The following is a 26,327-nucleotide window of genomic DNA, read 5'->3' as shown; positions in this document are numbered from 1 at the left end:
CATGCCTGAATGGATAAGTTACTACGCCGGCCTTATCGCCAAAGGCTTGCAGACCACCTTGTCGCTGCTGGTGATTTCGGCGGTGTTGGGTTTTGCCTTGGCGGTGCTGGTGGCGCTGGCGCGCTTGTCGCGGCGCAAATGGCTGGCCCGTGGCGCGCTGGCCTACACCAGCGTGTTGCGCGGCACGCCGCTGCTGATCCAGATCTACATTTTCTACTACGGGCTGGGCAGCCTGTTTGCGCAGTTTCCAATGATTCGCGGCAGCTTTCTGTGGCCGTACTTGCGTGACGGCTACTGGTACATCGTGTTTGCCCTGGTGTTGTCGGTGGGTGCCTACGTCGGCGAAGTGATTCGCGGTGGCCTGCTGGCGGTGCCCAAGGGCGAAATGGAAGCCGCCTCGGCATTCGGCATGACGCCACGCCAGGCCTTGTTGCGCGTGCGTTTGCCACGGGCGATGCGCCTATTGTTGCCGACCTTGGCGGGGGAGACGGTGATGTTGCTTAAATCCACCGCGCTGGCCTCGACCATTGCCGTGGTCGACCTGTTGGGCGCGGCCAACGTGGTCCGCGCGCAGACCTTGCAGATCTACCAGCCGCTGCTGCTGGTGGCGGCGGTCTACCTGTGCCTGACCTTTCTCATCGAAGGTGTCTACGCCATCGCCGAACGGCGCGGCACGCCGCTGCGCAGGTCGGCCGGATGAAACAGGACCGCTCGTTGCAAGGGATTGCCCTGTGTTCGCTGGCCTATTTGTTCCTGGCGCTGCAGGACGCGGTGGTCAAGTGGCTGGTGGCCGATTACTCGGTGTTCACCATTCTGTTCTGGCGCAGCCTGGTGGTGGTTGTCGCATGCTTGATCGCCGGGCGCATGGGCCTGATGCGCAGTGCCTGGACGTCAGTCAGCCGGCGCCTGCTGATCATTCGTGGACTGTTGTCGTTGCTCGCGTGGTTGTTGTATTACACGGCGGCCAAGGACCTGAGTCTGGCAGAAATGACCACGCTGTACTTCTCTGCGCCGATCATGGTCACGCTGTTGGCCGCGCTGATCCTCAAGGAGCGCGCCAGCCGGGGACAGTGGATCGCGTTGATCATCGGGTTTGCCGGGGTGGTCATTGCGTGCCGTCCCACGCATATGCTCGACCCGTGGCCCATCGCCCTGACCTTGGGCGCGGCGCTGTGCTGGGCGTTTACCTATATCCAGTTGCGTCAGGTCGACCCGAGCAGCTCGGTGCTGGAGCAAATGCTGATCACCAACGTCGTGTTTGTGATGTGCATGGGCGTGACCTTGCCCTGGACTCACACACCGGCACCCACGCCAGCCTGGCTGGGCATGCTGGCGGCAGGTTTGGTCGGGGGCATCGGTCAATTCCTGCTGTTTGCCAGTTTCCGTCGCGCCACGGCGACGTTACTCGCGCCATTCGAGTACACCGGGCTGATCTGGGCGTTCCTCCTGTCGAGCCTGGTGTGGGGCACGTTGATGGATGGCTCGCTGATCATCGGCGCGGTGTTGATTGCCATCAGCGGCACCCTGGCCATGCTCAGCGCGCGGCATCCCGTGTCACAGGACGTGGTCGGCGCCGAATGCACCGTGACGCAACCCTTGTACCCAGCAGCGGCAGATGTGCAGCCCGTTGTCGGGGCTGAAGGTGCCGGGGTTGAGGCAGCCCTCGAGCCAAAGTCCGTCGAGCATCGCCGATAAACCGATGGCGGCCAGGTGGCTGTCGTGGATCACCAGGTTTTCACTGCGGGCCAGATCGTCCAGCAGTTGTTGGATCAACGCCAGGTAGGCGTGGTAGCTGTTTTCGTGGGACTGGTTCACATGGGGCGAATGGCGGATCAGGCTCCAGAACACTACCCACACGCCGAGCAGATCGGGGTCCATGACCCGGGGCGAGAATGAGGCGCTGAGGAATGCATCCAGGCGCGCGGCAGGGCCTTCTGCCTGTTCCACTTGCGCCCAGAGGGCACTGGTCAGCTCGTTGGCCAGCTTATGGTAAGTCTCGGCGATCAGTGCATCGATGCTGCCGAAATGGTGGTTGAGCAACCCCACCGACACTCCGGCCTCGGAGGCGATACGGCGCACGGAAATCCCCGCATGCCCATCGCGGGCCAGACAGGTGAGGGTGGCAGCAATCAGCAGGTCCCGGCGTTCGTCGGGGTCGGCACGGCGCAGTTTGGGAAGCTCGGGGGTCATGGGCAGGCCTTGGGTGAAACAGCACAGTGCTCAGGTTAGTTGAACATGTGTTCAATCTCTACCGATTAATTGATCAGAGGAGGGCAAGGCATGGCAAAAGACCTTTCGTGGCAGGTCACCGGCGATTCCGGCAATGTGTTGCATATCGGGGCCTGGCGTTTCGAAGGCGACGGCAGCGGGCCGAAGGTACATCTACAGGCCGGTGTACACGCCGACGAAATCGCCGGGATGCTGGTGCTGCATCAACTGCTGCCGCGCTTGCAGGCGTGCGCCGCGCAGGGCCGACTCAAGGGCACGGTCACGGTAGTGCCCCAAGCCAATCCCTTTGGTATCGGCCAGTTCCGCCAGGGGCGCTTGCTCGGTCGGTTCCACGAAGCCACCGGACAGAACTTCAACCGAGCCTTCGATTGTTCGCTGGCCATGGAGCGCCCGGCGAGCAACCTGGCGCAATGGCAGAAACGCTTGGTGCAACTGGCCGCCGATGCCGACCTGATACTGGACCTGCACACCGACGACGAGGGGTTGCCCTATCTCTACATCCACCGCAGCTTCTGGCCCGAGCAAGGCCTGGCACTGGCGGCGGCGTTGCAGGTGGACCTGGTGATTGTCTGGGATGAAGGTGGCGATGGCTCCTTTGAAGAAACCGTCATCAACCACGCTTCGCCGCAACTGGCGGCAACTATTGAATTGCGCGGGCAGGCGGACGTCAGTGATGCCCTGGCGCAACAGGACGCCGATGGGCTGTGGGCGTGGTTGTGCATCAATGGCGTGATCGACGAGGTGGCCAACATTGCCGAATGGCAAGGCGAGGTGGTCGACATGGGCTGTATGGAGACCGTCCTTGCACCCTGCGCGGGTGTGCTGGTGTTCGAAAAGGGCTTGGGCGACGACCTGGAAGAAGGCCAGCGTTTCGCGCGGATTATCGGCCGACCCGGTGACCCGGCCTCCGAAGTGACCCTGCACGCCGCTCAGGCCGGGCGCATGGTCACCGCCCACCGTGAACGCCTGGTGGCGCAGGGCTCGGTGGTCGCCAAGTTCACCGGCACACGGTTATCCGACAGCTACAGCGGCGGCGTGCTGGACCCGTAGCGGCGCCTGCAACTGCAGCCACTCCCGCGGGCTGGTGCCGATCTTGCGCCGGAACGCACGGGCCAGCGCCGAAGGGCTTTCGTAACCGACTTCATCGGCGATCAGGGCAATGGGGCGACCTTCACGCAGACGTTTCTGCGCCAGGCTCACGCGCCAGCTCAGCACATAGTCGGCCGGCGTTTGCCCCACCACCTTATGGAAGTGCGCAGCGAAACTGGCCCGGGACATGTTCGACTCCACCGCCATTTCCTGCACAGTCCATGGGCGTTCGGGATTGTTGTGCAGCAGGGTCATGGCCCGCGCCAGGCGCAGGTCCGCCAGGCCCGACATCATGCCGGTAGTCATGCTGTGATAGGCCATCATGTGGCGCAGGAACTGAATCACCATCAACTCGAACAGCCGGTTCATCACCGCCTCGCGTCCGCAGTGTTCGGCGAAGGCTTCATCGAACAGCCACTCCAGCGTGCCGGCGATCATCGGAATCTGCTTGAGTGGCATCACAATGGTATCGGTCAGCGCCACGGACAACGGGTTATCGATCCCCCCATCAAAGCGCAGCGAAGCCGCCACCACCTGGGCGCAATCGGCTTTGGCCGCCACCAGCCGATGGGGCAGGGGGCGCGGCACCAGCACCAGGCTGGGCTCGGGGATACGCAGGGTGCCGTCGGGCATTTCCAGGCTGGCCTGGCCGTCCTTGAGCAGATAGACCCGGCCGCGCTGCTGCAAATCGCGGGTGTCGAGGGCACCGTGCAACGGCCCGCTGTGAAAGGTTTCGGCACCGATGCCGAAGTGCACCAGCAGTGTGGACAAACGATCCATGGCTCACCTGATTTCAATAAGCGATCTTTTAGACGATCTGCGCCATATCGTCGACTATTAGCCTCCATTTGTAAAACACGTTTCGGCATCATGGCCTCACGTTCAACGCCTTGAGCGCCCAACCCCACGGAGCAAACGTTCATGAAAACCTTCAAGTTCTCCCGCGTCGCCGCCGCCCTGATCACCGGCGCACTTGCCTTCGGTGTCGCCACCACCAGCTTCGCTGCCCCACAGAAAGCCACCGTGGTACTGGTGCATGGCGCGTTTGCCGACGCCTCCAGCTGGAACGGCGTGATCGCCGGGCTCAAGGCCGAAGGCTACCCGGTGGTCGCTGTGGCCAACCCGCTGCGCAGCGTCAAGACCGACTCAGACTACGTGGCCGACATCGTCGAACACACCCAAGGCCCGGTTATCCTGGTCGGCCATTCCTACGGCGGCTCGGTGATCTCCAACGCCGTGCACGGCAGCAGCAAGGTCAAGGCGCTGGTCTACGTTGCCGCGTTTGCCCCGGAAAAAGGCGAGACCGCGTTTGAGCTGTCCGGCCGTTACCCTGGCGGCACCCTCGGCCCGACCCTGGATAAACCCGTGGTCTCCAAAGACGGGGTGACCGACCTGTACATCCAGCAAGACAAGTTCAACAGCCAGTTCGCCGCCGACGTGGCGCCCAAGGAAGCTCAGTTGATGGCAGCCGGGCAACGCCCGATCACCGAAGCCGCGCTGAAGGAACCGTCGGGTGACCCGGCCTGGAAAACTGTGCCGTCCTACTTCATATACGGCTCAGCGGACAAAAATATTCCCGAGGCCGCGCTTAAATTCATGGCTGACCGTGCGGGCTCCAAGGAAACCGTGGACGTCAAGGGGGCTTCCCACGTGGTGATGGTGTCGAACCCGGCGCGGGTGGTGGCGATCATCAACGACGCGGCCAAGGCCAACGCGCAGTAACCGGCGAGGCTCAGTGCGGTCTCTGTGGTGAGCGGGCTTGCCCCGCGCTGGGCTGCGAAGCCGCCCCAAAACCGGATACCCGTTTATACCTGGAGAAACGCGGTGTCTTTATGGGGGCTGCTACGCAGCCCAGCGCGGGGCAAGCCCGCTCACCACGGGAAGCCCACTCACCATGAGTAAACCTACTCACCACAAAGGGTTTCACTGCCAACCGTTGGCGGGGTCACTCAGCGACCCACCGAGGATTGATCGAGTGCCTGCGCGAGGAGCTTTCACGGAGTCTCTGAACGCTCCAGCAGCAGCCGCTCCAAGGTTGCCACCGGCAACGGCCGGCTGAACAGGTAGCCTTGGATCTGATCGCAGCCGGCGTCCTTCAGGAACGCCAATTGCGCCTGGGTTTCCACACCTTCGGCGACCACCCGCAGGTTGAGGCTGTGGGCGAGTTCAATGATGGTGCGGGTAATCGCGGCGTCCTGGGGGTTGCTGGTGACTTCGCGGATAAACGCGATGTCGATCTTCAGTGTATCGATGGGAAAACGCCGCAGGTACGCCAGGCTTGAATAGCCGGTGCCAAAGTCGTCGATGGAGATTTTCACGCCCATGGTGTGCAAGCGTTGCAGGCTGGCGATGGTGTGCTGGGTGTTCTCCATCAACGAGCCTTCGGTCAGTTCCACTTCCAGCCAGTGCGGCTCGACGCCGGTTTGCGCCAGGATGTGCGCGATATCGGCAATCAGGTCGCCCTCTATGAGTTGATGGCCGGAAACGTTGACCGATACCTCCACAGCGCCAATGGCAGTGCGTTGCCAGGCGCCAATCTGTTGGCAAACGGCTTCGATCACCCAGCGTCCCACCGCTACGATCAGGCCGAGGCTCTCCAACACGGGTACGAACACCGCTGGGGACACGGCGCCATGCCCCGGTCGGTCCCAACGTAGCAGGGCCTCAAGCGCGCAAAGCTGGCCCGTCGCAAGCTCGACTTTGGGCTGGTAATGCACGATGAATTCATTGCGCTGCACGGCCTGGCGCAGGGCGTTTTCCAGGTCCCGACGGTCGACGTCGGGTTGCAGGGCTTGGCGTATATTATCCGCCCGCTCGCCATGAGCGGTGAGCCGCAGCAGGTTGCGCACGCGCAAGGACAGTTCGATACGCTCGATCGGTTTGCTGAGGAACTCTTCGGCACCGCTTTCCAGGCCGCTGACGCGCGCGCCAGCATCACTGAGTGCCGATAGCATGATGATCGGAATACCCGCCGTGGCGTCGTCACTTTTCAGTTGGCTGGCCACCTCATACCCATCCATCCCCGGCATCATGATGTCCAGCAAGATAAGGTCGGGCGCCTGTTGCGCCACCACCTGCAGCGCCTCTTCACCGCTGCTCGCGCAGACCGTCTGGTAGCCCTCGTGTTGCAGCAAGGTCTCCAGGAGCTTGCGCACCTGGGGCTCATCATCGACGATCAACAACGTTGCGGGTTGGCTGGCCATGGAGCGGACTCATGTGAGGGGACTGTTGGGCTTTTGCAGCAAGGTGTCGATCACTTGGTATAACTCTTTGTAACGCAGCGGCTTGATGATATAGGCGTCGCAACCGGCCAGCCGAGTCTTCTCGCGGTCTTCCTTCATCGCCATGGCTGTCAGGGCGATCACTGGGATATGCGCGGTCAGCGGGTCTTGTTTAATCAATGCCGTGGCCGCCAGACCGTCCATGCCCGGCAGTTGAATGTCCATCAGGATCAAGGCCGGTTGCTGTTCGCGGGCCAGGGTCAGGCCAGTCTCGGCGTCAGGTGCCCACAGCGATGTGTGGCCGGCGTTCACCAGCAGCAGACGCGCCAGGCGCATATTGGCCTCATTGTCTTCAACGATCAGGATCTCGGCCACGACGCCTCCGGCTCACGATGCAGCGGCAACCATGCGACAAACCGAGCGCCACAGCCTTCACGGCTGGCCACCGCGACACTGCCACCGTGTAGCTCGGCCAGTTGCTTGACCATCGCCAGCCCCAGTCCCGTGCCTTCGAATTTGCGTGCCAGGCTGCTGTCGATCTGGCTGAACGCCTTGAACAGCTTGCCCATGTCGTCCTCGGCAATGCCGATACCGGTATCGCTGACGCTCAACTCAAGGAATTGTGGGTACTGGCTTTCGGGCAAGGCAAAGCGGTACACCGGCCAGTCGCCAGGAATCTGACCGACCTGCTCGCGGCTGACCTGGCGCACCGTCAGCGTCACCGAGCTGCCGTGTTCGCTGAATTTCACCGCATTGGCCAGCAGGTTGTAGACGATCTGCTTGGTCTTGCGCAGGTCCAGTTTCAGGTGGCCGAGGTTGTCGGGGCATTCCAGCTTCAATTGGATACGTTGCAGTGCGGCCTTTTCCCGCACGATCAGCAGGCTGTTGGCCAAAAGGCCCGCCAACTCAACGCTTTCCAACTCCAGTTCCATCATCCCGGCCTCGACTTTGGACAGGTCGAGAATGTCGTTGATCAACGAGAGCAAGTGTTGGCCGCTGGTGAAAATGTCGCCGATGTATTCGCGCTGGGTCGCGCTCATTTCACCGACCAAGCCGTCCTTGAGCGCCTCGGAAAAACCGATCACCGCATTCAACGGCGTGCGCAGTTCGTGGGACATGGTGGCGAGGAACTCGGACTTCATGTGGCTGGCGTGTTCCAGCTCCAGGTTCTTTTCTTCCAGCGCACGCTCGAAGCCTTTGCGCTCGGCTTCTTCCTGCTTGCGCGCGGTGTTGTCGGTGCCGATCAGCAAGTAGCCAATGATGGTGTCATGCCGGTTGCGCAGGGCGGTCACCGAAACCATGGCCGACAGGCGACTGCCGTCCTGGCGGATGTAGGTCAGCTCGTAGATGTCTTCGATGCCGCGGGAAGCCTTGAACACCAGGGCTTCGAAACCCGGCGTAATGGGCGTGTCCAGTTCCAGGCTGAGGGCAGCGGCGCGGGTGATCAACTCGACGGGGTCGGAGATGTCGGCTGGGGTGATGCGGTTGACCACGTCGGCGGCGGCATAGCCAAGCATGCGTTCGGCGCCGACGTTGAAGATCTGGATCACGCCTTTTTCATCGGTGGCGATGCTGGAGAAGTAGGCGCTGTTGAAGATGGCGTCTTGCAGCGCGCCGGTCTTGAGCAGGGTTTTCTGCCGTTTGAACTCGACGATCTTTTCGGCGCGCGATTGCGGCTGTTCGGGTAACGGTTTGTCCATCGCTTGGGCTTTCCGTGACGTTCAGGCCCGCCATCGTCAACCGACAATGGCGCAGAGCATGCTCGCAGAAGATCGCTGGAGGGCGATGAGGAGGAGATGAGGTCCTTGGACAATAGCAGACAAACGGTAAAATCGATGCTTTGTGTGCCTATTCAACAAACTGGCTTGATGAAACGTTTCTTCAAGCACAAAAACACTCAAGCAAGCGCTTGCGTAAAGAAATGTTTCTACATTAGAGTCGGCTCACTGAAGACAAAAATAATAAAACCAGGAGCTCATTCATGAGCCTTGAACCCTTGCTTGAAATGCAGGGCATCAGCAAAACCTTCAACGGTTTGCGCGTGCTCAAGAATGTCGGCCTGAAGGTCTACCCCGGCGAAATCCACGCCTTGATGGGGGAGAACGGCGCCGGCAAGTCCACACTGATGAAAATCCTCTCCGGCGCCTATCAAGCCGACCCCGGCGGTGAAATCCGCATTGCCGGTCAACGCGTTCCGACCTTCGACCCCGCCACCGCAAAAGCCCTCGGCATCGCTGTCATCTATCAAGAACTGAGCCTGTGCCCCAACCTGAGCGTGGCCGAGAACATCTACCTGGGCCGCGAACTGCGGCGTGGCTGGACCATCGACCGCAAGGGCATGGAAGCGGGGTGCATCGAGGTGCTGCAACGCCTCGGCGCCGAATTCACCCCGGCGACACGGGTCAGCAGCCTGTCGATTGCCGAGCGCCAGTTGGTGGAGATCGCCCGCGCCCTGCACGCCCACGCCAAGATCCTGGTGATGGACGAGCCCACCACGCCGTTGTCCTCCCGCGAAACCGACCGGTTGTTCGCGCTGATCAAGCAACTGCGCGGCCAGGGCCTGGCAATCATCTATATCAGCCACCGCATGGCCGAGATCTACGAGTTATCGGATCGCGTTTCGGTGTTGCGTGACGGCCAATACATCGGCGAGCTGACCCGCGACGCGCTGTCGGCCGAAGTGCTGGTAAAAATGATGGTGGGCCGCGACCTGTCGGGTTTCTACAAAAAGGAACACGCCGCGTATAACCCCGGCAACGTGGTGATGCGTGTGCGTGACATGGCCGACGGCAAGCGCGTGCGCCAGTGCAGCTTTGACCTGCATGCCGGCGAGGTGCTGGGCATTGCCGGGCTGGTCGGGGCGGGGCGCACCGAGCTGGCGCGGCTGATCTTTGCGGCCGACCCCCGGACCTCGGGCACCTTGGAAGTGGTCGGCAAGACTGTCACCCAACTACGCACCCCGGCGGATGCGATCCGCGCAGGCGTGGTCTACCTCACCGAAGACCGCAAGGCCCAGGGCCTGTTCCTCGACATGAGCGTGGCGGACAACATCAACGTCTGCGCCTGTGTGCCGGATGCGCATGCCGGTGGCGTGCTGGATCGCGGGCATGCCTTGCAGCGTTCGAATGACGCGATCAAATCGCTGTCGATTCGCGTGGCCTCGGGCAAGGTCAATGTCGGCGCGCTGTCCGGCGGCAATCAGCAGAAAGTGCTGTTGGCGCGACTGCTGGAGGTGAAGCCTCACGTGCTGATCCTCGACGAACCCACACGCGGCGTCGACATCGGCTCCAAGTCCGAGATCTACCGCATCATCAATCAATTGGCCCAGGCCGGTGTCGGCATTGTGGTGATCTCCAGCGAGCTGCCGGAAATCATCGGCACTTGCGACCGCGTGCTGATCATGCGCGAAGGCCAGCTCGTCGCTGAAGTCGGCGGCGCCTCCGGCCAGGCTATTTCCCAAGAACGCATTATTGACCTCGCCACCGGTGGCGATCAGGTGGTTGCCCATGGCTGAGTTGAATATCGCAACAACAGGTAAAGCGGAACGCGCGCGCGAGTTGATGCGCACGGTCGGTATGTTGCCCGTGCTGATCCTGCTGCTGGTGGGCTTCGCCCTGGCCAGTGAGAACTTCCTGACGGTGCAGAACCTGTCGATCATCACCCAGCAGGCGTCGGTGAACGTGGTGCTGGCCGCGGGCATGACCTTTGTGATCCTCACCGCCGGCATCGACTTGTCGGTAGGCGCGATCCTGGCCGCTTCGGCGGTGGTGGCGCTGCAGGCGTCGATGTCACCGCAGTTCGGCATGTTCGGGATTGCTGCCGGTATTGGCTTTGGCTTGCTGCTGGGCTTGGTTAATGGTGGGTTGATCGCTTTCATGCGCCTGCCGCCGTTTATTGTCACCCTCGGCGCGCTGACGGCCATGCGTGGTCTGGCGCGGCTATTGGCGGATGACAAAACCGTATTCAACCCGGACCTGCCGTTTGCCTTTATCGGCAATGACTCGGTACTCGGCGTGCCCTGGCTGGTGATCATTGCCGTGGCCGTGGTGGCGCTGTCGTGGTTCATCCTGCGCCGAACAGTGATGGGCGTGCAGATCTACTCGGTGGGCGGCAACCCGGAAGCGGCGCGACTGTCGGGGATCAAAGTGTGGAAGGTGCTGCTGTTTGTCTACGCCATGTCCGGTGCGCTGGCCGGATTGGGCGCGGTGATGAGCGCTTCGCGGTTGTTTGCCGCCAATGGCCTGCAACTGGGGCAATCCTATGAGTTGGACGCGATTGCGGCGGTGATCCTTGGCGGCACCAGTTTTACCGGCGGCGTCGGCACCATCGGTGGCACGTTGATTGGTGCGCTGATCATCGCGGTGCTGACCAACGGCCTGGTGCTGTTGGGGGTGTCGGATATCTGGCAATACATCATCAAGGGCATCGTGATCATTGGCGCCGTGGCGCTGGATCGTTATCGCCAGTCCGGTGCGCGGACCTGAGTTCACTCCTATAACAATCACAAGAGAGACCCGCATGAACCTTAAACGTATCTTTCCCGTCATTGCCTTGGCTGCCTTGATGTCCCAAGCCGTCGAAGCCCGTGAGTTGAAGGCCCTCGGCATCAGCATGGGCTCGCTGGGCAACCCGTATTTCGTGACCCTGGCCGACGGCGCCACCGCCCGCGCCAAAGAGTTGAACCCCAGCGTCAAGGTCACCTCGGTGTCGGCCGACTATGACCTGAGCAAGCAGTTTTCGCAGATCGATAACTTCATTTCGTCCAAGGTCGACCTGATCCTGATCAACGCCGTCGACCCCTCTGCTATGGCCTCGGCGATCAAGAAAGCCCGTGACGCCGGCATCGTCGTCGTAGCCGTGGATGTGGACGCCAAGGGCGTGAACGCGACCGTGCAGACCGACAACGTCGAAGCCGGCAAGCTGGCCTGCCAATACCTGGTGGACAAGCTTTCCGGCAAGGGCAATGTGATCATCCAGAACGGCCCGCAAGTCACCGCCGTGACCGACCGCGTCAAAGGCTGCAAGGCCGCGCTGGCCGCCGCGCCGGATATCAAGGTGCTGTCCGACGACCAGGACGGCAAAGGCTCCCGCGAAGGCGGCTTGAACGTGATGCAGGGTTACCTCACGCGCTTCCCGAAAATCGACGGTCTGTTCGCGATCAATGACCCACAAGCCATCGGCAGCGACCTGGCGGCCAAGCAGCTCAAGCGCAGCGGCATCATCATCACCTCGGTGGACGGCGCGCCGGATATCGAGAATGCCTTGAAGACCGAGACGCAGATCCAGGCGTCGTCCAGCCAGGACCCCTGGGCCATGGCGCAGACCGCAGTGAACGTGGGCAATGACATTCTCAATGACAAAGCCCCGGCCGAAGCGGTTACCCTGCTCACGCCAAAGCTGATCACCCGTGACAACGTCGCTACGTACAGCGGTTGGTCGAGCAAACATTGATCCACTGAGAAGGAACAGCGTCGTGGTCACCATGGATGACGTGGCAAGCAGGGCGGGGGTGTCGACGTCGACGGTGTCCCACGTGTTGAACGGCACCCGCAAGGTCAGCCCGGCCACTGTGCTGGCGGTGCAGCAGGCGATCCAGGCGCTGGGCTACATCCCCAACACCCTGGCGCGCTCGCTGGCCCGGTCGAGCACCAACACGATTGGCGTGGCGATCTCGGCGCTGTCCAACCACTACTTCAGCGAAACGGTGCACGCGATTGAAACCGCGTGCGCCCTGCACGGCTACATGATGCTGTTTGTCGACACCCATGACGATCCGGAGCAGGAGCTGCGGGTGGTCACGGCGCTGCATCATCGGCGGGTTGATGGGATTGTGCTGGCGCCTTCCAACGGCTCCAAGGCCCTGGAGTATCTGCGCGCCAACGAGATTCCAGCGGTGCTGGTGGACCGCATGATGAGTGAGCACTTCGATCAGGTTGGGGTGGAGAATGCCCAGCCTACCCAGGTGCTGGTTGAACACCTTATCGCCCATGGCCATCGCCGGATCGGCTTTATCGCCGGGCGTGAAGGTTTCAGCACCACCGATGAGCGTGTCGCCGGTTACCGCGCCGCATTGCAGGGGGCGGGCCTGACGTTTGATCCGGATCTGCTGGTCAATGGCGGCTCCAATACTGAGCCGGCGCGCCAGGCCACGGTGCAGTTGCTGGGCTTGGCGTTACCGCCGACGGCGATCATGGCCGGCAACAACCTGATGACCCTCGGCGCCATGCAGGCCCTGCGTGACGCGAAGATCGACGTGCCTGCGCGCATGGCGCTGGTGGGGTTTGATGATTTCGACTGGGCGGATTTTTTCGTGCCGCGGCTGACACTGATCGCGCAGCCGGTGCAGGCACTCGGCGCCCAGGCGGTGAACCTGTTATTGCAACGCATGGCTTCACCCGGCGCACCGACCCAGAGTGTGCGCCTGGCGCCGACCCTGCAATGGCGTAATTCATGTGGCTGTAATAGATTGGAATGACCCCCGTATGAGCAGTCCCGTTTCCCTCGGCATCGACCTCGGCACCTCGGAACTCAAGGCCATTCTCATGGACCTCGACGGTACAGTGCTGGCCCATGCCGGCGTGCGCTTGAGTGTGTCGCGGCGCCACAGCGGCTGGTCCGAGCAAGACCCGCTGGATTGGTGGCAGGCGTGTTTGCAGGCACTGGAGCAATTGCGTACTCATGACGCCTTTGCCCGCGTGGCCTGTATCGGCCTGTCCGGGCAGATGCACGGTGCGGTGTTACTGGGGGCGGACAACCGCGTGTTGTACCCGGCGATCCTGTGGGATGACTCCCGCGCCGTCGCCGAGGCCGAGCAGCTGGGCCCTGAGTTCGCCGACATCACCGGCAGCCTGCCCATGGCCGGGCTGACGGCGCCGAAACTGCTGTGGCTGCAACGCCATGAGCCCGAGGTGTTCAAGGCCATTGATTGCGTACTGTCGCCCAAGGATTACCTGCGCTTGCGCTTGAGTGGCGAGCGCATCAGCGAGATGTCCGACGCTGCGGGGACGTTGTGGCTGGATGTGGCGCAACGTGAGTGGTTCGCGCCGATGCTGCGCGCAACGGGACTCGCGCCGGAACAAATGCCAAGGCTGGTTGAAGGCGGTGCTGCAAGTGCTTGTTTGACTGCGATGGACATTGGATTGTCAGCTGACGTCGTGATCGCTGGCGGCGGCGGCGACAACCCGGTAGCGGCTGTCGGTATCGGTGCGATCAACGCTGGCGACGGCTTCATCACCCTCGGCACCAGCGCTGCCATCGTCGCAATTACCGACCACGCCGCCGGCAACCCGGCCAGCGCCGTGCACAGCTTCTGCCATGCGCTGCCGAACCGTTGGTACACCATGGGCGCCATGCTGGCCGGGGCGAGTTGCCTGCGCTGGGTTACGCGGCTGACGGGTATGCCGGATGAACAGAACCTGCTGGACCAGGTGCAGGCACAATTGCCGATCGAACAACCCGTGCCACTCAGCACGCCGTTGTTTCTGCCGTACCTTGCCGGAGAGCGCACACCCCACAACGACCCGCTGCTGCGCGGCGGTTTCATGGGCCTGGGCCATGACTGCACACCCGCGATGCTCGGTTATGCAGTCATGGAAGGCGTAGGGTTCGGCTTGCTGGATGCGCTGCGCGCCGTGCAATCGGCCGGCGCCGACATAGGCGCCTGCGCCTTGGTCGGCGGCGGTGCGCGCAGTGAATACTGGGCGCAGCTGCTGGCCAACATCCTTCAGCGGGAGATCTTCACGTTGCACGGCAGTGAGTTGAGTGCCTGCATCGGCGCCGCGAAGCTGGGATTTCTGTCGATCGGGCAGGGGGAAGGGTTGTTGCAGGCGGGGATGGCAGTGAAGGCTCGATATTTGCCGGATGCCAAGCAGCAGGCGGTACTGCAAGTGCGATATCGCAAGTTCCAAGGCTTGCTTACTGCGGCGAAAACGCTGCACGACTGACGGCTGCTCTCTCTGTGGAGCAGGCTTCCTGTGGTGAGCAGTCTCCCTGTGGCGAGCAGGCTTGCCCTGCGTTGGGGCGCGAAGCGGCCCCTGCCAAAGCCACAGCGGTGCGTCAGGAAAACCGCGCTGCCTGGACTTAGGGCTGCTTCGCAGCCCAACGCGGGGCAAGCCCGCTCGCCACAACAGGCCGGCTCAGCACAGAAAGCTAGGTCTTCAAACACTTCATAACCAGGCCGCATCCCACAACGGATAATCACCAATGTGCTCAACCAACCCCGCGCGTAATGGGTTGGCAATGATGTAACGAGCCATCTTCAACAGGTCCTCATCCGTGCGTACAGCCCGGTCGTGGTAACCACGTTGCCAGAACTTGTCCCGGCTGCCACGGGCGTTGTTAATGCTCAAGGTGCTGCGTGACTTGGTCTGCCGCATCACATCAGGAAGCGTTGCGTTATTGAGGTCAAACAACCAGTGAAAATGGTCTGGCATGACTACCCAGGCGAGGGAGTTCACTAGACCCGCGTCATGGGCTCGCTTGAACTCAGCGACTAATAACCGACCTAGCTTGAAATCGTTGAATATGGGCTGGCGTCGATGCACCACAGCAGTGACCAGATAAGATCGGCCTGACTCTGAATAGCGACCACGACGTAAAAGATGAGAGTTTGGCTGGCGAGGCAATCCGTTGCTCCTTTGAATGGATAGGGATTTTTCACGCTAGCAGCGCAGATGACTCCGTCGCGTTGAGCTCAGTGTCTTTGTGTTACACCCGTTCTGTGGTGAACGGGCTTCCTGTGGTGCACGGGCTTGTTGTGGTGAGCGGGCTTGCCCCGCGTTGGGGCGCGAAGCGGCCCCTATCAAGACCACCGCAGTGTTTCAGGCAAAACCGCGTTGCCTGGACTTGGGGCCGCTTCGCAGCCCAACGCAGGACAAGCCTGCTCGCCACAGGAAATCTGTTTCTTTATTCATCAGTCCCCCAGCGGCGGCAGCCGTCGTTTCACCGGGGTTTTCTTGACTATCGCGGTGTTGGTCTCGGCGTAGGCATTCAGCTTATCGAGCAGGCTGTCCAGATGATCCATGGTGCGCACATGCAGCCGTGCGATGAAGCAGTCCTCGCCGGTCACCTTGTCGCACTCGGTGAACTCGGGAATCGCCTGGATCTGCCGCTCCACCTCCTGCAATTTGCCGGGCAACGGACGGATGCGCACGATGGCTTGCAGCAGGTAGCCAAAGTGCCTGGGGTCGATGTCGACGGTGTAATGGGTCAGCACGCCGCGCTCTTCGAGACGACGCAAACGTTCGCCGACACTGGGCGAAGACAACCCGGTAATGCCGGCCAGGGCCTTGAGGGATAGGCGCGAGTCATCCATCAAGGCGGCGATGAGTTGCTGGTCGATGGTGTCAATCATGGTGTTCACCTAATAAGTAAAGGCAATCCAGCGGTTTGGCCTTTTTTAGGCGCTGGAGCCGCTGCTGAGCAGATTGCCATAATTGAGCCTCACTTGAGGAGCTTCAATCATGGACACATCCATCCGTCGCGGGTCGTGGGAAATGATCGCCGCCATGCTGATCTCGGGCACCATTGGCTGGTTTGTACTGGTCTCTGGCGTGTCAGTGATCGAAGTGGTGTTCTGGCGCTGCGTGATCGGCGGGCTGACGCTGTTGCTGGTCTGTGCACTGCTGGGTTATTTGCGCCTGGACCTGCTGACCTGGGCCAAGCTAGGCCTGGCGATGCTCAGTGGCGTGGCGATTGTTGGCAATTGGTTGCTGCTGTTCGAATCCTATTCCCGCGCGTCGATTGCCATCAGCACGGCGGTGTACAACGTGCAGCCGTTCATGCTGGTGATGCTGGCGGCGCTGTTCCTGGGGGAAAGGATTACCGTGCAGAAACTGGCGTGGTTGAGTGTGGCGTTCCTGGGGATGCTGGCGATTGTCACCGCTCATGGCGATCACAAAACCGGCGACGATTACCTGGGCGGTATCGCCTTGGCGCTGGGCGCGGCGTTCCTGTATGCGATTGCGGCGCTGATCATCAAGCGTTTGAAAGAAGTACCGCCGCATTTGATGGCGTTGATCCAGGTGACCACCGGCGCGCTGTTACTCGCGCCGATGGTGCCTTGGAATAGTCTGCCGGCCACCCCCAATGCCTGGGCGGCATTGGTGACGCTGGGTGTGGTGCATACCGGTTTGATGTACGTGTTGCTGTACGGCGCGATCCAGAAACTGCCCACGGCCATTACCGGCGCGCTGTCGTTCATCTACCCGATTGCGGCGATCTTCGTCGATTGGATCGCCTTCGGACACCGCCTGGGTTGGCTGCAATGGCTGGGTGTGGCGGCGATCCTGCTGGCGGCCGCGGGGTTACAGCGGGGCTGGTGGTGGCCCCGCTCTCAGAGGGTCAGTGCGTACCCTGGAAAATGATGTTTTCCGGGTTGAAGTGCTCCACTGCGCTGCCTGGCTGCGGCAAACCAAGGATGTGGCCCTTGATCTTGCCCACCACGTGCATTTCGCACGGCTTGCAGTCGAACTTCAGGGTCAGCACTTCATCGCCATGGATCAACTGCATCGGCGCGACCTTGGTCTTCACGCCCGTGACACCTTTGGCCTGTTTAGGGCACAGGTTGAACGAGAAGCGCAGGCAGTGCTTGGTGATCATCACCGGCACTTCGCCGGTTTCTTCGTGTGCTTCGAAGGCGGCGTCGATCAGCTTCACCCCATGACGGTGGTAGAAGTCGCGGGCTTTCTGGTTGTAGACGTTGGCGAGGAACGACAAATGCGCATCCGGGTAGACCGGCGGCGGGGTGGTTTCGGCTTTGCGTCCACCGCGCGGATGAGCGGCCACACGGGCAGCGGTCAGCGCTTCGATCACTTCGCGGCGCAAGGCCTTGAGCTGTGAGTTGGGGATGAAAAACGCCTGCGGCGCATCCAGTTGGATGTCGGTCGCATGGTATTCGGTGGTGCCCAGTTGGCCGAGCAGGTCGCGCAGGGTATCCAGCGCCTGTTCCGGCTTGTTGGCTACGCCGAACGGGCCGGGCAGGATGACGCTGGCACTGATGCCTTCTTCGCTGGTGGCGGTGACTTCCAGCTGTGCTTCGCGCAGACGAGCAGCCCAGGTCAGGCCGATACGGCGCTCGGATGAAGTCTTGAGCAGCGCCTGTTGCCAGTTGTGGTCGAGGTTACGGTTCAACGGGTGGTTCGGGCGCAGTTGGTGCAGGCCGGCCGGAATTTCGTTCGGCTCGACGCGGTAGCGGTAGCGCTTCTCGCCATCTTCCTCGAACTCGCCTTTAGGCTCGGCGATGTTGGCACGGAAACCCACCACTTCGCGCTTGATCAGCACGTTAAGACCGTCGCCATTGGACAGCGGCTCATGGGTGACCACTTGTAGGTCACGCTTGCCGGCTTTTTCCACTACACCCACCGGCAGGCCGGTGAAGGTCGGGGTGTCGAAGGCGCCGATGTCGACCTTGCGGTCGGTGACGAAGTAGTCAGTGCTGCCGCGGTGGAAGGTTTTTTCCGGGTCCGGCAGGAAGAAGTGCGCGGTACGGCCGCTGGACGCGCGCGCCAGGTCCGGTCGGTCTTCAAGCACATCATCCAGGCGCTGGCGGTAATAGGCGGTGATGTTTTTCACGTAGCCCATGTCCTTGTAGCGGCCCTCGATCTTGAACGAACGCACGCCGGCTTCGACCAGTGCGCGAATGTTGGCGCTCTGGTTGTTGTCTTTCATCGACAGCAGGTGCTTTTCAAAGGCCACGACGCGGCCCTGGTCATCTTTCAAGGTGTACGGCAAACGGCAGGCCTGGGAGCAATCACCCCGGTTGGCGCTGCGGCCATTCTGTGCGTGAGAGATGTTGCACTGCCCGGAGAACGCCACGCACAGGGCGCCGTGGATGAAGAACTCGATGGCGGCATCGGTTTCGTCAGCAATGGCACGGATTTCCTGCAGGTTCAGCTCACGGGCCAATACCAGTTGCGAGAAACCGGCCTGGTCGAGGAACTTGGCGCGGCCCAGGGTGCGAATGTCGGTCTGGGTGCTGGCGTGCAGCTCGATGGGCGGAATATCCAGCTCCATCACGCCCAGGTCTTGCACGATCAATGCGTCGACGCCGGCATCGTAGAGCTGATGGATCAGCTTGCGCGCGGGTTCCAGTTCGTTGTCATGCAGGATGGTGTTGATGGTGGTGAAGACGCGCGCGTGATAACGACGGGCGAATTCCACCAGGGACGCGATATCGCTCACGTCGTTACAGGCGTTATGGCGCGCGCCGAAGCTCGGGCCGCCAATGTACACGGCGTCGGCGCCATGCAGGATCGCCTCGCGCGCGATGGCGACATCGCGGGCAGGGCTGAGCAATTCCAGGTGATGCTTGGGCAAGGACATAGTTTTTTTAGTCAGGCTTGTCACGGTTGAGGCGCGCATTGTAGCTGTGAAATGCCTGACCGGCACCCACTCAGGCTTGAGCGGCCATCGCGGTGACTTCCACGCGCATGCCGTCTACCGCCAACGCGGCAACGCCAACCGCCGCACGCACGGGCCAGGGCTTGGCAAAGAAGCGTTTGTAGACCTCGTTGAAGGCGGCACGATCAGCCATATCCGTCAGATAAATGGTCAGGTGCATCACCCGGTCCATGGAGCTACCGGCCTTTTCCAGGGCGACTTTCAAGGCTTGCAGGGTGCATTCGCTTTGCAGGGTGATATCGCCCAGTTCCAGGCTGCCATCGGCGCGGGTCGGGATCTGGGTGGACACCAGGATGCCGTTGAAGCCAATCACATCCGAAGAAATCGAGTCGGCATCGGGATCCGGGGTGTAGTGCAGGTCGTGGTTAGCCATGGGCGCCTCTCGTTGGCAGGTGCAGAAAGGCGCCCATGGTCCCCGAAAAATACCGCAGGGGCAAACTACGCCCAGCGGCGGAACAGCACGCTGGCATTCACGCCGCCAAAGCCGAAGCCGTTGGATAGCGCGTATTCAATGGGCATCGGCCGGGCTGCACCGCGCAGCAGGTCCAGGCCATCCGCAAGCGCGTCGGGGATTTCCAGGTTGAGGGTGACCGGGGCGACCTGATCGCGCAGGGCGAGTACGGTGAAGATGGCTTCGATACCGCCCGCAGCGCCCAACAGGTGACCGGTGGCGGATTTGGTCGAGCTGATCGCCGGGCTGCCGTTAGCGCCAAATACCGTCCTGATCGCCGCCAGTTCGCCTTTATCGCCCACTGGTGTGGAAGTAGCGTGAGCGTTCAAGTACTGCACCTGGGCCGCCTCGATTCCTGCCTGGCGCAAGGCTTGCTGCATGGCACGTCGCGCACCATCGCCATCTTCCGGGCCGGCCGTCATGTGATAGGCGTCGGCACTGGTGCCGTAGCCCACCAACTCCGCAATCGGCTGCGCGCCACGGGCCAGGGCGTGTTCGAGTGCTTCGATGACCAGGATGCCAGCGCCTTCGCCCATGACAAAACCGTCGCGCGCCTGGTCGAATGGCCGCGAAGCCCGCTCAGGGCTGTCATTGAAGTCGCTGGACAGGGCTCGCGCTGCCGCAAAACCGGCCAGACTGACCCGGTGAATCGCCGCTTCGGCGCCGCCGCACACCGCTACATCGACTTCACCGGCACGAATCATCCGCGCCGCATCACCGATAGCCTGCACACCCGCGGCACAGGCGGTCACCGGCGCACCCAACGGGCCTTTCAAACCGTAATTGATCGACACATGCCCGGCGGCCATGTTGCTCAAGAAGGACGGGATGGTAAACGGGGACAATCGGCGCGGGCCTTTGCTGTCAGTGGTGCGCACTGCATCGGCAATCGCCGGGAAACCGCCGACGCCAGACGCAATGATGGTCGCCGTGCGTTCCTGTTGTTCCACTGTGTTCGGCGCCCAGCCGGCCTGCTTCAAGGCTTCATCCGCCGCCGCCAGTGCGAACAGGATAAAGCGGTCCATCTTGCGTTGTTCCTTGGCTGCCAGCAGGCGATCCGGGTCAAATCCGGTTTCAGGGTCCTGCACGCTGCTTTGTACCTGGCCACCGATACTGACGGCCAAGTCACCGATCAACTCTTCCGGCAGGCGACGAATGCCCGATTGCCCGGCCAACAGGCGGCGCCAGGTAGATTCCACGTCAGCGCCCAACGGCGTCAGCGCGCCCATACCTGTCACAACAATGCGTTTACTCATGATCAATCGACTCCGGTTGCGGTGAGGGAACAGACCCTATGGACGTCACTATCATCATGAAAGTAACATGGCGTCACACACATTTGCACTGACCCACAGGAATCCCCATGCAACGCAAGTCCCTCATCAGCGACGAATGCCCCATCGCCCGCAGCCTTGAGCGGGTAGGGGAGTGGTGGAGCATTCTGATCATGCGCGACGCCTTGCACGGCCTGCGCCGCTTCGACGAGTTCTCGCGCAGCCTGGGCATCGCGCCGAATATGTTGACGCGCCGCCTCAACGCGTTGGTGGAGGCGGGCATGCTCGAACGCCAGGCCTACAGCGAGCGTCCGCCGCGCTACGAATATGTGCCGACGGAAAAGGGCGAGGATTTCCGCATGGTGCTGATGTCGCTGGTGGCCTGGGGCAATCGGCATTACGCCGAGGAGGGTACCAGTGTCGAGTTGGTGGAGCGTGGGACGGGCAGGCCGGTACAACCAATGCTCGCAAGTGCCGAGGGGCAGGTCGTGCCGATGGATCAGTGCGTTTTGCAGGCTGGCCCTGCTGCGAGCAGCGGCATGCGAGAGCGGTTGTCACTGCCCGACGCAAAGCCCTGAGTAACGGGGCCTCCAGCAATAATCTGGCGCCAAAAAATAAACATTTATGCCGCATAAAGTCGCGTATTTCCCAGCCGATAGCCAATCAAGAGATCGGTTTTTCCGCACGGCTGAGGGTACGTCATGTTCAATAAAGCACTCAAAACAGAACTGGCGGCCAGGACGGCCGAATCCACTGAGTACAAAGGACTGATTGTCGCGCTGGAACGCTCCATGGCCGTGGTCGAATTCGATCTCAATGGCAAGGTATTGCGCGCCAACGATAATTTTCTCAAGACCCTGGGCTACAGCGCGGATCAATTGGTCGGCAAATCCCACCGCGACTTTTGCTTGCCGGCGCTGACCAGTAGTTCGGCCTATAGCCAATTCTGGAGTGATTTGAAAGCCGGCAAGTTCGTTTCAGGCACCTTCAAACGGGTTCATGCCAACGGCAAGACCATCTGGCTGGAAGCGAGTTACAACCCGGTCCTGGATGAACGCGGACAAGTGCTGAAAGTGGTCAAGTACGCCTTGGACGTCACCGATAAAGTGGAGGTGGAAGCGGCCACCTCCAGCAAACTGGTCGCCCTGGACCGGGCCATGGCCGTGATCGAGTTCGACCTTGGCGGCCAAGTATTGGACGCGAATACAAACTTCTTGAACGTGATGGGGTATTCGCTGCCGGAAATCAAAGGCAAACACCACCGCTTGTTTTGCGAGCCGACCCTGATCAACAGCCACGAATACAACGATTTCTGGCGTCGCCTGAACAATGGCGAATTCTTTACCGGGCAATTCAAGCGCCTGGGCAAACATGGCCGGGTGGTGTGGTTGGAAGCCAGTTACAATCCTGTCTACGACGGCGACGGCAAGCTGATCAAGATCGTCAAGTTCGCCAGCGACATCACCGAGCGCGTGGAAAAATTCGAAGAAGACTCCCGTGGTGCGTCGCGGGCCTACCATATTTCCTCCGAGACCGAGCGTTTTGCCGAACATGGCACCCAGGTGATCCAGGAGACTGCCAGCGAAATGCGCCGCATCGCCGACAGCATCGGCGCCTCTGCGCGGCTGGTGGGGCAACTGGGCGATCGTTCCGAGCAGATCACTGCCATCGTCAACACCATTCGTGGGATTGCCGACCAGACCAACCTGTTGGCCCTCAACGCAGCGATTGAGGCAGCGCGTGCGGGGGATCAAGGGCGAGGCTTTGCGGTGGTAGCCGATGAAGTCCGGCAACTGGCCGGGCGGACCAGCCGCTCGACCGCGGAAATTGCCGAGATGATCGGCATGATCCTCTCGGAAACCCGTGACGCAGTGACCAGCATGAACGCCACCCAGGAGGGCGCGCAACGCGGCGTCAGCTTGGCTGATCAGGCGGGTTCGGTGATCTTGCAGATTCGCACCAGTACCAGTGACGCGGTGGAGGCGGTGAGTATGTTCGCGTCGAAGCTGGATGAGTCGGAAGTCATTCCCAAGACCGCAGTGGGTTGGGTGGGCTGATGCAGCCCAGTGGTGAGGGAGCTTGCCCCCTCACCACAAAGGCCACTTACAGCAGCGTAAACGGATAGTCGACGATCAACCGCAGCTCATTGAGATCACCATCGCGCTGGTCGGCGTTTGAGGCCACGATCGCATCACGCAGGCGCAACGACAGGTTTTTCGCCGGACCGCTCTGGATCACGTACTTGGCTTCCACATCCGTCTCGTGGTGGGCGCCATCGGCACCGTAGTCGCCTACGTAGGCGCTGTGGTCCGGTGTGTGGGTGCCATTGATGTCGGAACCGTTGATGTAGCGCGCCATGAAACTCAGCCCCGGCACGCCATAACTGGCCACGTTGAGGTCATAACGGATACCCCACGACTGCTCGCCCGGGCCGTTGAAGTCGCCCCATTGCACCGAGTTGGCCAGGTACACCGAATCACCGCCTTCGCCCGCACCGTTGTTGCCAGTGCCGATGTAGTCGAACGGCGTGTCGCCATGCACTTTCTGGAACGACAGCGTCAGCGTGTGCGCCTGCAGGAACGAGTAGGCTGCCGCCACCGAGTAGGTGGTGTTGTTGATCGCCCCGGCCTTGGCGCTGCCCGTGTCGAGGGTGCGGTACAGGTTGCCGTCCAGCGCCAGGGACTGGTCATGCGCCAGCGCAATCACATAGTTGAGGTTGGTGTAGTACTGGCGCCAGATGTCTTCCAGCTCGCCGGCATACAGCGTGGCGCTCAGGGACGGGGTAAAGGTGTATTTGCCGCCGACAAAGCTTGCGCTGTTGGCGGCGATGTTGGCGTAGGTCGCATAGATATCGTGGTCATGGTTGCTGGTCATGCCGCTGTTGGTGCTGGTGAAGTGCCCGGCTTCCAGGTCCAGGCCGGCGATTTCGCTGCTGGTCAGGTCGAAACCGGTGGCGGTCTGCGGCAACAGGCGCGTGCCACCGGTGGCGAAGACGGGCGCGGTGGGCTGCATGTCACCAAATTTGAGTTGGGTCTTGGACACTTTGATTTTCACGGCGGCGCCGACCGAGCCGTAGGCGTCTTCGGGATCGCCGTGCCGGTCGGTCGGCAGGTTGCCGGTGCCCGCGTATTCATGGGTGGCATCCAGTTTCAGCCCGCCGTAGGCATAGGCATCCACCCCGAAACCAATGGTGCCTTGGGTAAAGCCCGAGGCGTAGTTGAGTATTGCGCCTTGGGTCCAGTCGCGGTTATCAGCCCGACCGCCTTCACGGTTGCGGTTCATGTAGTAGTTGCGCAGCAGCCCGGTGATGCTGCTGCCCTCGATAAACCCCTTGGCATCTGCCTGGTCGCTGACGGACTCTGCAAAGGCCATTTGGCTGATACCGGCACACACCGCCAGTGCTAACAGGCTCGACTGTTTAATCATGTTGTGACTTCCCCGGAATAATGAACGCGCGCACAGAAACACCGCACTTATTGGATGGTGCATAACGTGGTATGGGCAGATGTTTGCAGGTGAGCTGTTACGGTTTTTTATTGTGTTCGGCATGGTTGCCGAGGTTGATTCTAAGCCCAGTCTGCGCGGCCTGTAGCGGTCTTCCGGATGAAACTCGATTAATTAAACTTCACGGTATTTAACCCGGCGCGGGTGTAGCGTTGGGCCTGTCTTAGCCGCTCTGCTTCGACAAAATCCTTTGGTTGCCGCCGCAGACTCTGCGGCGGATTTTTTTGCGTGGGCAGTATTTTCAGTGGGCGGCTTAGTTGAACTCACTTATGCTGCGCAACACTGTTGGCTTAACCCGTCGAGACGCTGCATGAGCCTGAAATCCACCCACTTGCCGGCGCTGATCGCGTTCGAATGTGTGGCCCGTCATCTGAATTTCGCGCGGGCGGCAGCCGAGATGGAGGTCACGCCGACGGCCATGTCCAAGACCATCAAGCAGCTTGAAGCGCAATTGGGTGTGCGCCTGTTCAACCGCACCACCCGCAGCGTGGCACTGACCGAGTCCGGCAGCCAGCTGCTCGACACCCTGGCACCGGCACTGGAGCAGATTCGCTTCTCAGTGCAGCAAGTGCACGACACCGCCAGCCGCCCTTACGGCGCGTTGAAGATCAACAGTTCCTACGTGGCCTATGCCTCGCTGATCGAGCCGCATGTGGCGGCATTCCTCACGCAGTACCCGGATATCACCTTGGATATCGCCCTCGATAATGGCTTGAGCGACATCATTGGCGAAGGTTTCGATGCCGGCATTCGCCTGGGCCAGGCCTTGCAGCGCGACATGATCGCCGTGCCGCTGGGCACGTCGCAGCCGATGGTGGCCGTGGCGGCGCCCGCGTACCTGGCGCGCTCGGCACCGCTGGACACACCCGAAGACCTGCTGGCCCACGACTGCATCCACCAGCGCCTGAGCAGCCGCGGGCCGTACATGGATTGGACGTTTCGCATCGGCAAGGCCACTGTCGCGATTGAGGTGAAGGGGCGCCTGGTGCTGGATGAAATGCGCACCACCTTGTCGGCTGCGCGCCTGGGTTGCGGCGTGGCCCTGGTGTTCCGCCCGTTTGCCCAGGCGGATATCGCCAGCGGTGCACTGGTGGCGTTGCTGGAACACTACGCGGCGCCCGCCGAGACCTTCCACCTGTATTACGCCAACCGTGCGCAAATGCCCGGAAAGCTCCGGGCATTTATCGACTTCTTCCAGACCCGTAACCGTCAGGCCACCGAGTAGCCGCCATCTGCCAACAAGGCGTGGCCGGACACGTAGCTGGCATCTTCCGACCCTAGGAACGCCACCACCGTCGCCATCTCTTCGGCGGTGCCAAACCGGCTGGCCGGGGTGCTGGCGGCGAAAGCGTGCTGGGCGTCCACCGACGGCCAGATCCCGCGATGGTGGAACGGCGTCTCGATCAGGCCCGGGCACAGCGCATTGACCCGCACGCCCTGCTTGAACCATTCGAGGGACGCGGTCTTGGTCATACCGACAATGGCGTGCTTGGTGCCGATATACAGCGCGGCATTCTCGAAACCGATCACGCCGCCCATGGACGCGTTATTGATGATGCTGCCAAAACCCTGTTCGAGCATTACCTTGGCTTGGTACTTCATGCAGTTGAAAACCCCGCGCACATTCGGCTCGAACACCAGGTCGAAGCGTGCATTGTCCTGTTCGACCAGCGGCGCGAACACGCCTTCGGTGCCGGCATTGTTGAAGGCGATGTCCAGCTTGCCATAGGTGTCCACGGCAAATTTGACCATGGCGATGATGTCGGCTTCGCGGGTCACGTCGACGACGATGGAGGACGCGGTGCCGCCATTGGCAGTGATCTCGGCAACCACGTCGTCCAGCTCGCTCTGACGGCGGGCAGCAGCCACGATCTTCGCGCCGCGCTGGGCCAGGACGACAGCGGCCGCGCGACCAATGCCGGAACTGGCGCCGGTGATCAGCGCGACTTTGCCTTCGAGTTGACGGGTGTTGGAAAGGGTCATGGGAAGCTCCGTTTGTGTGCTGCGCAAGGCGGTATGCTTGCGCTTTGGAGCACAGGTTACGGCGCGTGATTAGCCCTGATAATCCATGCAAATACACACGAGTTATGTGCTATGGGTTCACAGTGCTCAACGACGCATAATGGCTGGAGGAGGAGGGTGTTGCACCCCTCGTCCCGG

At 61.5% G+C, this 26,327-nt stretch carries 24 protein-coding genes and 1 pseudogene; 13 read left to right on the top strand and 12 right to left on the bottom strand.

Annotated features, from left to right (window positions below; all coding sequences use genetic code 11):
* Position 1: 1 nt before the first annotated feature.
* Together ACP7C6_RS06175 and ACP7C6_RS06170 are read left to right on the top strand one after the other, a co-directional pair.
* Entirely contained in the window at positions 2–700 is a 699-nt protein-coding gene (locus ACP7C6_RS06175; RefSeq protein WP_028616125.1) for an ABC transporter permease, read from the top strand.
* Positions 697–1,695: a DMT family transporter gene (locus ACP7C6_RS06170; RefSeq protein ID WP_426108425.1), complete on the top strand. Its 999-nt coding sequence runs from the start codon at positions 697–699 to the stop codon at positions 1,693–1,695. Before ACP7C6_RS06175 ends, ACP7C6_RS06170 begins: the two co-directional genes overlap by 4 nt.
* On the opposite strand, the pseudogene ACP7C6_RS06165 reads toward ACP7C6_RS06170, so the two are convergent.
* Positions 1,651–2,190: pseudogene (locus ACP7C6_RS06165) on the bottom strand (TetR/AcrR family transcriptional regulator); the annotation flags it as partial. The gene ACP7C6_RS06170 and the pseudogene ACP7C6_RS06165 sit on opposite strands and share 45 nt — an antisense overlap.
* A gap of 90 nt (positions 2,191–2,280) precedes the next feature.
* Here ACP7C6_RS06165 and ACP7C6_RS06160 point away from each other — a divergent pair.
* Positions 2,281–3,279, top strand: a complete 999-nt coding sequence (locus ACP7C6_RS06160) for a succinylglutamate desuccinylase (RefSeq protein ID WP_426108424.1) — start codon at positions 2,281–2,283, stop codon at positions 3,277–3,279.
* Here the strand turns inward: ACP7C6_RS06160 and ACP7C6_RS06155 are convergent.
* Positions 3,241–4,098, bottom strand: coding sequence for an AraC family transcriptional regulator (locus ACP7C6_RS06155; protein WP_068933187.1), 858 nt, complete (start codon positions 4,096–4,098; stop codon positions 3,241–3,243). The two genes, ACP7C6_RS06160 and ACP7C6_RS06155, sit on opposite strands and share 39 nt — an antisense overlap.
* A gap of 141 nt (positions 4,099–4,239) precedes the next feature.
* On the opposite strand from ACP7C6_RS06155, the gene ACP7C6_RS06150 reads away from it, so the two are divergent.
* Positions 4,240–5,040: an alpha/beta hydrolase gene (locus tag ACP7C6_RS06150; protein ID WP_323985830.1), complete on the top strand. Its 801-nt coding sequence runs from the start codon at positions 4,240–4,242 to the stop codon at positions 5,038–5,040.
* 272 nt (positions 5,041–5,312) lie between these two features.
* Here the strand turns inward: ACP7C6_RS06150 and ACP7C6_RS06145 are convergent, their stop codons facing one another.
* The 3 genes from ACP7C6_RS06145 to ACP7C6_RS06135 are packed head-to-tail and all read right to left on the bottom strand — an operon-like array spanning position 5,313 to position 8,239.
* Positions 5,313–6,521, bottom strand: coding sequence for an EAL domain-containing response regulator (locus ACP7C6_RS06145; protein WP_122685091.1), 1,209 nt, complete (start codon positions 6,519–6,521; stop codon positions 5,313–5,315).
* 9 nt (positions 6,522–6,530) lie between these two features.
* Positions 6,531–6,914, bottom strand: coding sequence for a response regulator (locus tag ACP7C6_RS06140; protein WP_028616131.1), 384 nt, complete (start codon positions 6,912–6,914; stop codon positions 6,531–6,533).
* On the bottom strand, positions 6,899–8,239 hold the full coding sequence (locus tag ACP7C6_RS06135; RefSeq protein ID WP_305385438.1) for a sensor histidine kinase: 1,341 nt from the start codon (positions 8,237–8,239) through the stop codon (positions 6,899–6,901). The genes ACP7C6_RS06140 and ACP7C6_RS06135 overlap by 16 nt, the downstream gene beginning before the upstream one ends.
* Positions 8,240–8,520: 281 nt before the next feature.
* Here ACP7C6_RS06135 and ACP7C6_RS06130 point away from each other — a divergent pair, with 281 nt between their 5' ends.
* Genes ACP7C6_RS06130 through xylB form a run of 5 tightly spaced genes read left to right on the top strand, consistent with a single transcriptional unit; the run spans position 8,521 to position 14,482 of the window.
* Positions 8,521–10,053, top strand: a complete 1,533-nt coding sequence (locus tag ACP7C6_RS06130) for a sugar ABC transporter ATP-binding protein (protein ID WP_028616133.1) — start codon at positions 8,521–8,523, stop codon at positions 10,051–10,053.
* Positions 10,046–11,023, top strand: a complete 978-nt coding sequence (locus tag ACP7C6_RS06125) for an ABC transporter permease subunit (RefSeq protein WP_068933179.1) — start codon at positions 10,046–10,048, stop codon at positions 11,021–11,023. Before ACP7C6_RS06130 ends, ACP7C6_RS06125 begins: the two co-directional genes overlap by 8 nt.
* 34 nt (positions 11,024–11,057) lie before the next feature.
* Positions 11,058–11,990 carry an ABC transporter substrate-binding protein gene (locus ACP7C6_RS06120; RefSeq protein WP_308908851.1) on the top strand — a complete coding sequence of 311 codons (933 nt, stop codon included), beginning with the start codon at positions 11,058–11,060 and terminating at the stop codon, positions 11,988–11,990.
* 22 nt (positions 11,991–12,012) lie between these two features.
* Complete coding sequence (locus tag ACP7C6_RS06115) at positions 12,013–13,014, top strand: LacI family DNA-binding transcriptional regulator (RefSeq protein ID WP_426108423.1); 1,002 nt, start codon at positions 12,013–12,015, stop codon at positions 13,012–13,014.
* 7 nt (positions 13,015–13,021) lie between these two features.
* Positions 13,022–14,482: a xylulokinase gene (xylB, locus tag ACP7C6_RS06110; protein WP_426108422.1), complete on the top strand. Its 1,461-nt coding sequence runs from the start codon at positions 13,022–13,024 to the stop codon at positions 14,480–14,482.
* Positions 14,483–14,704: 222 nt separating this feature from the next.
* On the opposite strand, the gene ACP7C6_RS06105 is transcribed toward xylB, so the two are convergent.
* Positions 14,705–15,163 (bottom strand): REP-associated tyrosine transposase, encoded by a 459-nt coding sequence (locus tag ACP7C6_RS06105; RefSeq protein WP_426108421.1) that lies wholly within the window; start codon positions 15,161–15,163, stop codon positions 14,705–14,707.
* A gap of 287 nt (positions 15,164–15,450) precedes the next feature.
* Complete coding sequence (locus ACP7C6_RS06100) at positions 15,451–15,891, bottom strand: Lrp/AsnC family transcriptional regulator (RefSeq protein ID WP_028616139.1); 441 nt, start codon at positions 15,889–15,891, stop codon at positions 15,451–15,453.
* A gap of 109 nt (positions 15,892–16,000) precedes the next feature.
* Between ACP7C6_RS06100 and ACP7C6_RS06095 the strand changes: the two genes are divergently transcribed.
* Positions 16,001–16,903 carry a DMT family transporter gene (locus ACP7C6_RS06095; RefSeq protein WP_028616140.1) on the top strand — a complete coding sequence of 301 codons (903 nt, stop codon included), beginning with the start codon at positions 16,001–16,003 and terminating at the stop codon, positions 16,901–16,903.
* Here the strand turns inward: ACP7C6_RS06095 and ACP7C6_RS06090 are convergent.
* The 3 genes from ACP7C6_RS06090 to fabF form a co-directional block, all read right to left on the bottom strand.
* Entirely contained in the window at positions 16,881–18,860 is a 1,980-nt protein-coding gene (locus ACP7C6_RS06090; RefSeq protein WP_426108420.1) for a peptidase U32 family protein, read from the bottom strand. The two genes, ACP7C6_RS06095 and ACP7C6_RS06090, sit on opposite strands and share 23 nt — an antisense overlap.
* Before the next feature lie 70 nt (positions 18,861–18,930).
* Positions 18,931–19,311, bottom strand: a complete 381-nt coding sequence (locus ACP7C6_RS06085) for a RidA family protein (RefSeq protein ID WP_028616142.1) — start codon at positions 19,309–19,311, stop codon at positions 18,931–18,933.
* Between the two features lie 65 nt (positions 19,312–19,376).
* Entirely contained in the window at positions 19,377–20,645 is a 1,269-nt protein-coding gene (gene fabF / locus ACP7C6_RS06080) for a beta-ketoacyl-ACP synthase II (protein WP_426108419.1), read from the bottom strand.
* 107 nt (positions 20,646–20,752) lie between these two features.
* Here fabF and ACP7C6_RS06075 point away from each other — a divergent pair, with 107 nt between their 5' ends.
* Together ACP7C6_RS06075 and ACP7C6_RS06070 are read left to right on the top strand one after the other, a co-directional pair.
* Entirely contained in the window at positions 20,753–21,241 is a 489-nt protein-coding gene (locus ACP7C6_RS06075) for a winged helix-turn-helix transcriptional regulator (RefSeq protein WP_028616144.1), read from the top strand.
* 123 nt (positions 21,242–21,364) lie between these two features.
* Complete coding sequence (locus ACP7C6_RS06070; protein ID WP_311892362.1) at positions 21,365–22,720, top strand: methyl-accepting chemotaxis protein; 1,356 nt, start codon at positions 21,365–21,367, stop codon at positions 22,718–22,720.
* Between the two features lie 46 nt (positions 22,721–22,766).
* Here the strand turns inward: ACP7C6_RS06070 and ACP7C6_RS06065 are convergent, their stop codons facing one another.
* Positions 22,767–24,089, bottom strand: a complete 1,323-nt coding sequence (locus tag ACP7C6_RS06065) for an OprD family porin (RefSeq protein ID WP_426108418.1) — start codon at positions 24,087–24,089, stop codon at positions 22,767–22,769.
* Positions 24,090–24,477: 388 nt separating this feature from the next.
* Here ACP7C6_RS06065 and ACP7C6_RS06060 point away from each other — a divergent pair, with 388 nt between their 5' ends.
* Positions 24,478–25,392 (top strand): LysR family transcriptional regulator, encoded by a 915-nt coding sequence (locus ACP7C6_RS06060; protein ID WP_099492049.1) that lies wholly within the window; start codon positions 24,478–24,480, stop codon positions 25,390–25,392.
* Here the strand turns inward: ACP7C6_RS06060 and ACP7C6_RS06055 are convergent.
* On the bottom strand, positions 25,377–26,150 hold the full coding sequence (locus ACP7C6_RS06055) for an SDR family NAD(P)-dependent oxidoreductase (RefSeq protein ID WP_426108417.1): 774 nt from the start codon (positions 26,148–26,150) through the stop codon (positions 25,377–25,379). The genes ACP7C6_RS06060 and ACP7C6_RS06055 overlap by 16 nt on opposite strands.
* Positions 26,151–26,327 lie beyond the last annotated feature (177 nt).

This window comes from Pseudomonas sp. TWR1-1-4, from assembly GCF_049897165.1.
Lineage (GTDB): Bacteria > Pseudomonadota > Gammaproteobacteria > Pseudomonadales > Pseudomonadaceae > Aquipseudomonas > Aquipseudomonas canadensis.
This window is presented reverse-complemented; position numbering and strand designations above follow the sequence as displayed.

Bases quoted from the DNA above. Each gene is read 5' to 3' on its own strand.
- ACP7C6_RS06170 (WP_426108425.1), top strand. From the start codon at position 697: ATGAAACAGGACCGCTCGTTGCAAGGGATTGCCCTGTGTTCGCTGGCC.
- ACP7C6_RS06175 (WP_028616125.1), top strand. From the start codon at position 2: ATGCCTGAATGGATAAGTTACTACGCCGGCCTTATCGCCAAAGGCTTG.
- ACP7C6_RS06065 (WP_426108418.1), bottom strand. From the start codon at position 24,089: ATGATTAAACAGTCGAGCCTGTTAGCACTGGCGGTGTGTGCCGGTATC.
- ACP7C6_RS06135 (WP_305385438.1), bottom strand. From the start codon at position 8,239: ATGGACAAACCGTTACCCGAACAGCCGCAATCGCGCGCCGAAAAGATC.
- ACP7C6_RS06160 (WP_426108424.1), top strand. From the start codon at position 2,281: ATGGCAAAAGACCTTTCGTGGCAGGTCACCGGCGATTCCGGCAATGTG.
- ACP7C6_RS06155 (WP_068933187.1), bottom strand. From the start codon at position 4,098: ATGGATCGTTTGTCCACACTGCTGGTGCACTTCGGCATCGGTGCCGAA.
- ACP7C6_RS06120 (WP_308908851.1), top strand. From the start codon at position 11,058: ATGAACCTTAAACGTATCTTTCCCGTCATTGCCTTGGCTGCCTTGATG.
- ACP7C6_RS06070 (WP_311892362.1), top strand. From the start codon at position 21,365: ATGTTCAATAAAGCACTCAAAACAGAACTGGCGGCCAGGACGGCCGAA.
- ACP7C6_RS06150 (WP_323985830.1), top strand. From the start codon at position 4,240: ATGAAAACCTTCAAGTTCTCCCGCGTCGCCGCCGCCCTGATCACCGGC.
- ACP7C6_RS06145 (WP_122685091.1), bottom strand. From the start codon at position 6,521: ATGGCCAGCCAACCCGCAACGTTGTTGATCGTCGATGATGAGCCCCAG.
- fabF (WP_426108419.1), bottom strand. From the start codon at position 20,645: ATGAGTAAACGCATTGTTGTGACAGGTATGGGCGCGCTGACGCCGTTG.
- ACP7C6_RS06085 (WP_028616142.1), bottom strand. From the start codon at position 19,311: ATGGCTAACCACGACCTGCACTACACCCCGGATCCCGATGCCGACTCG.
- ACP7C6_RS06100 (WP_028616139.1), bottom strand. From the start codon at position 15,891: ATGATTGACACCATCGACCAGCAACTCATCGCCGCCTTGATGGATGAC.
- xylB (WP_426108422.1), top strand. From the start codon at position 13,022: ATGAGCAGTCCCGTTTCCCTCGGCATCGACCTCGGCACCTCGGAACTC.
- ACP7C6_RS06095 (WP_028616140.1), top strand. From the start codon at position 16,001: ATGGACACATCCATCCGTCGCGGGTCGTGGGAAATGATCGCCGCCATG.
- ACP7C6_RS06130 (WP_028616133.1), top strand. From the start codon at position 8,521: ATGAGCCTTGAACCCTTGCTTGAAATGCAGGGCATCAGCAAAACCTTC.
- ACP7C6_RS06060 (WP_099492049.1), top strand. From the start codon at position 24,478: ATGAGCCTGAAATCCACCCACTTGCCGGCGCTGATCGCGTTCGAATGT.
- ACP7C6_RS06125 (WP_068933179.1), top strand. From the start codon at position 10,046: ATGGCTGAGTTGAATATCGCAACAACAGGTAAAGCGGAACGCGCGCGC.
- ACP7C6_RS06055 (WP_426108417.1), bottom strand. From the start codon at position 26,150: ATGACCCTTTCCAACACCCGTCAACTCGAAGGCAAAGTCGCGCTGATC.
- ACP7C6_RS06090 (WP_426108420.1), bottom strand. From the start codon at position 18,860: ATGTCCTTGCCCAAGCATCACCTGGAATTGCTCAGCCCTGCCCGCGAT.
- ACP7C6_RS06075 (WP_028616144.1), top strand. From the start codon at position 20,753: ATGCAACGCAAGTCCCTCATCAGCGACGAATGCCCCATCGCCCGCAGC.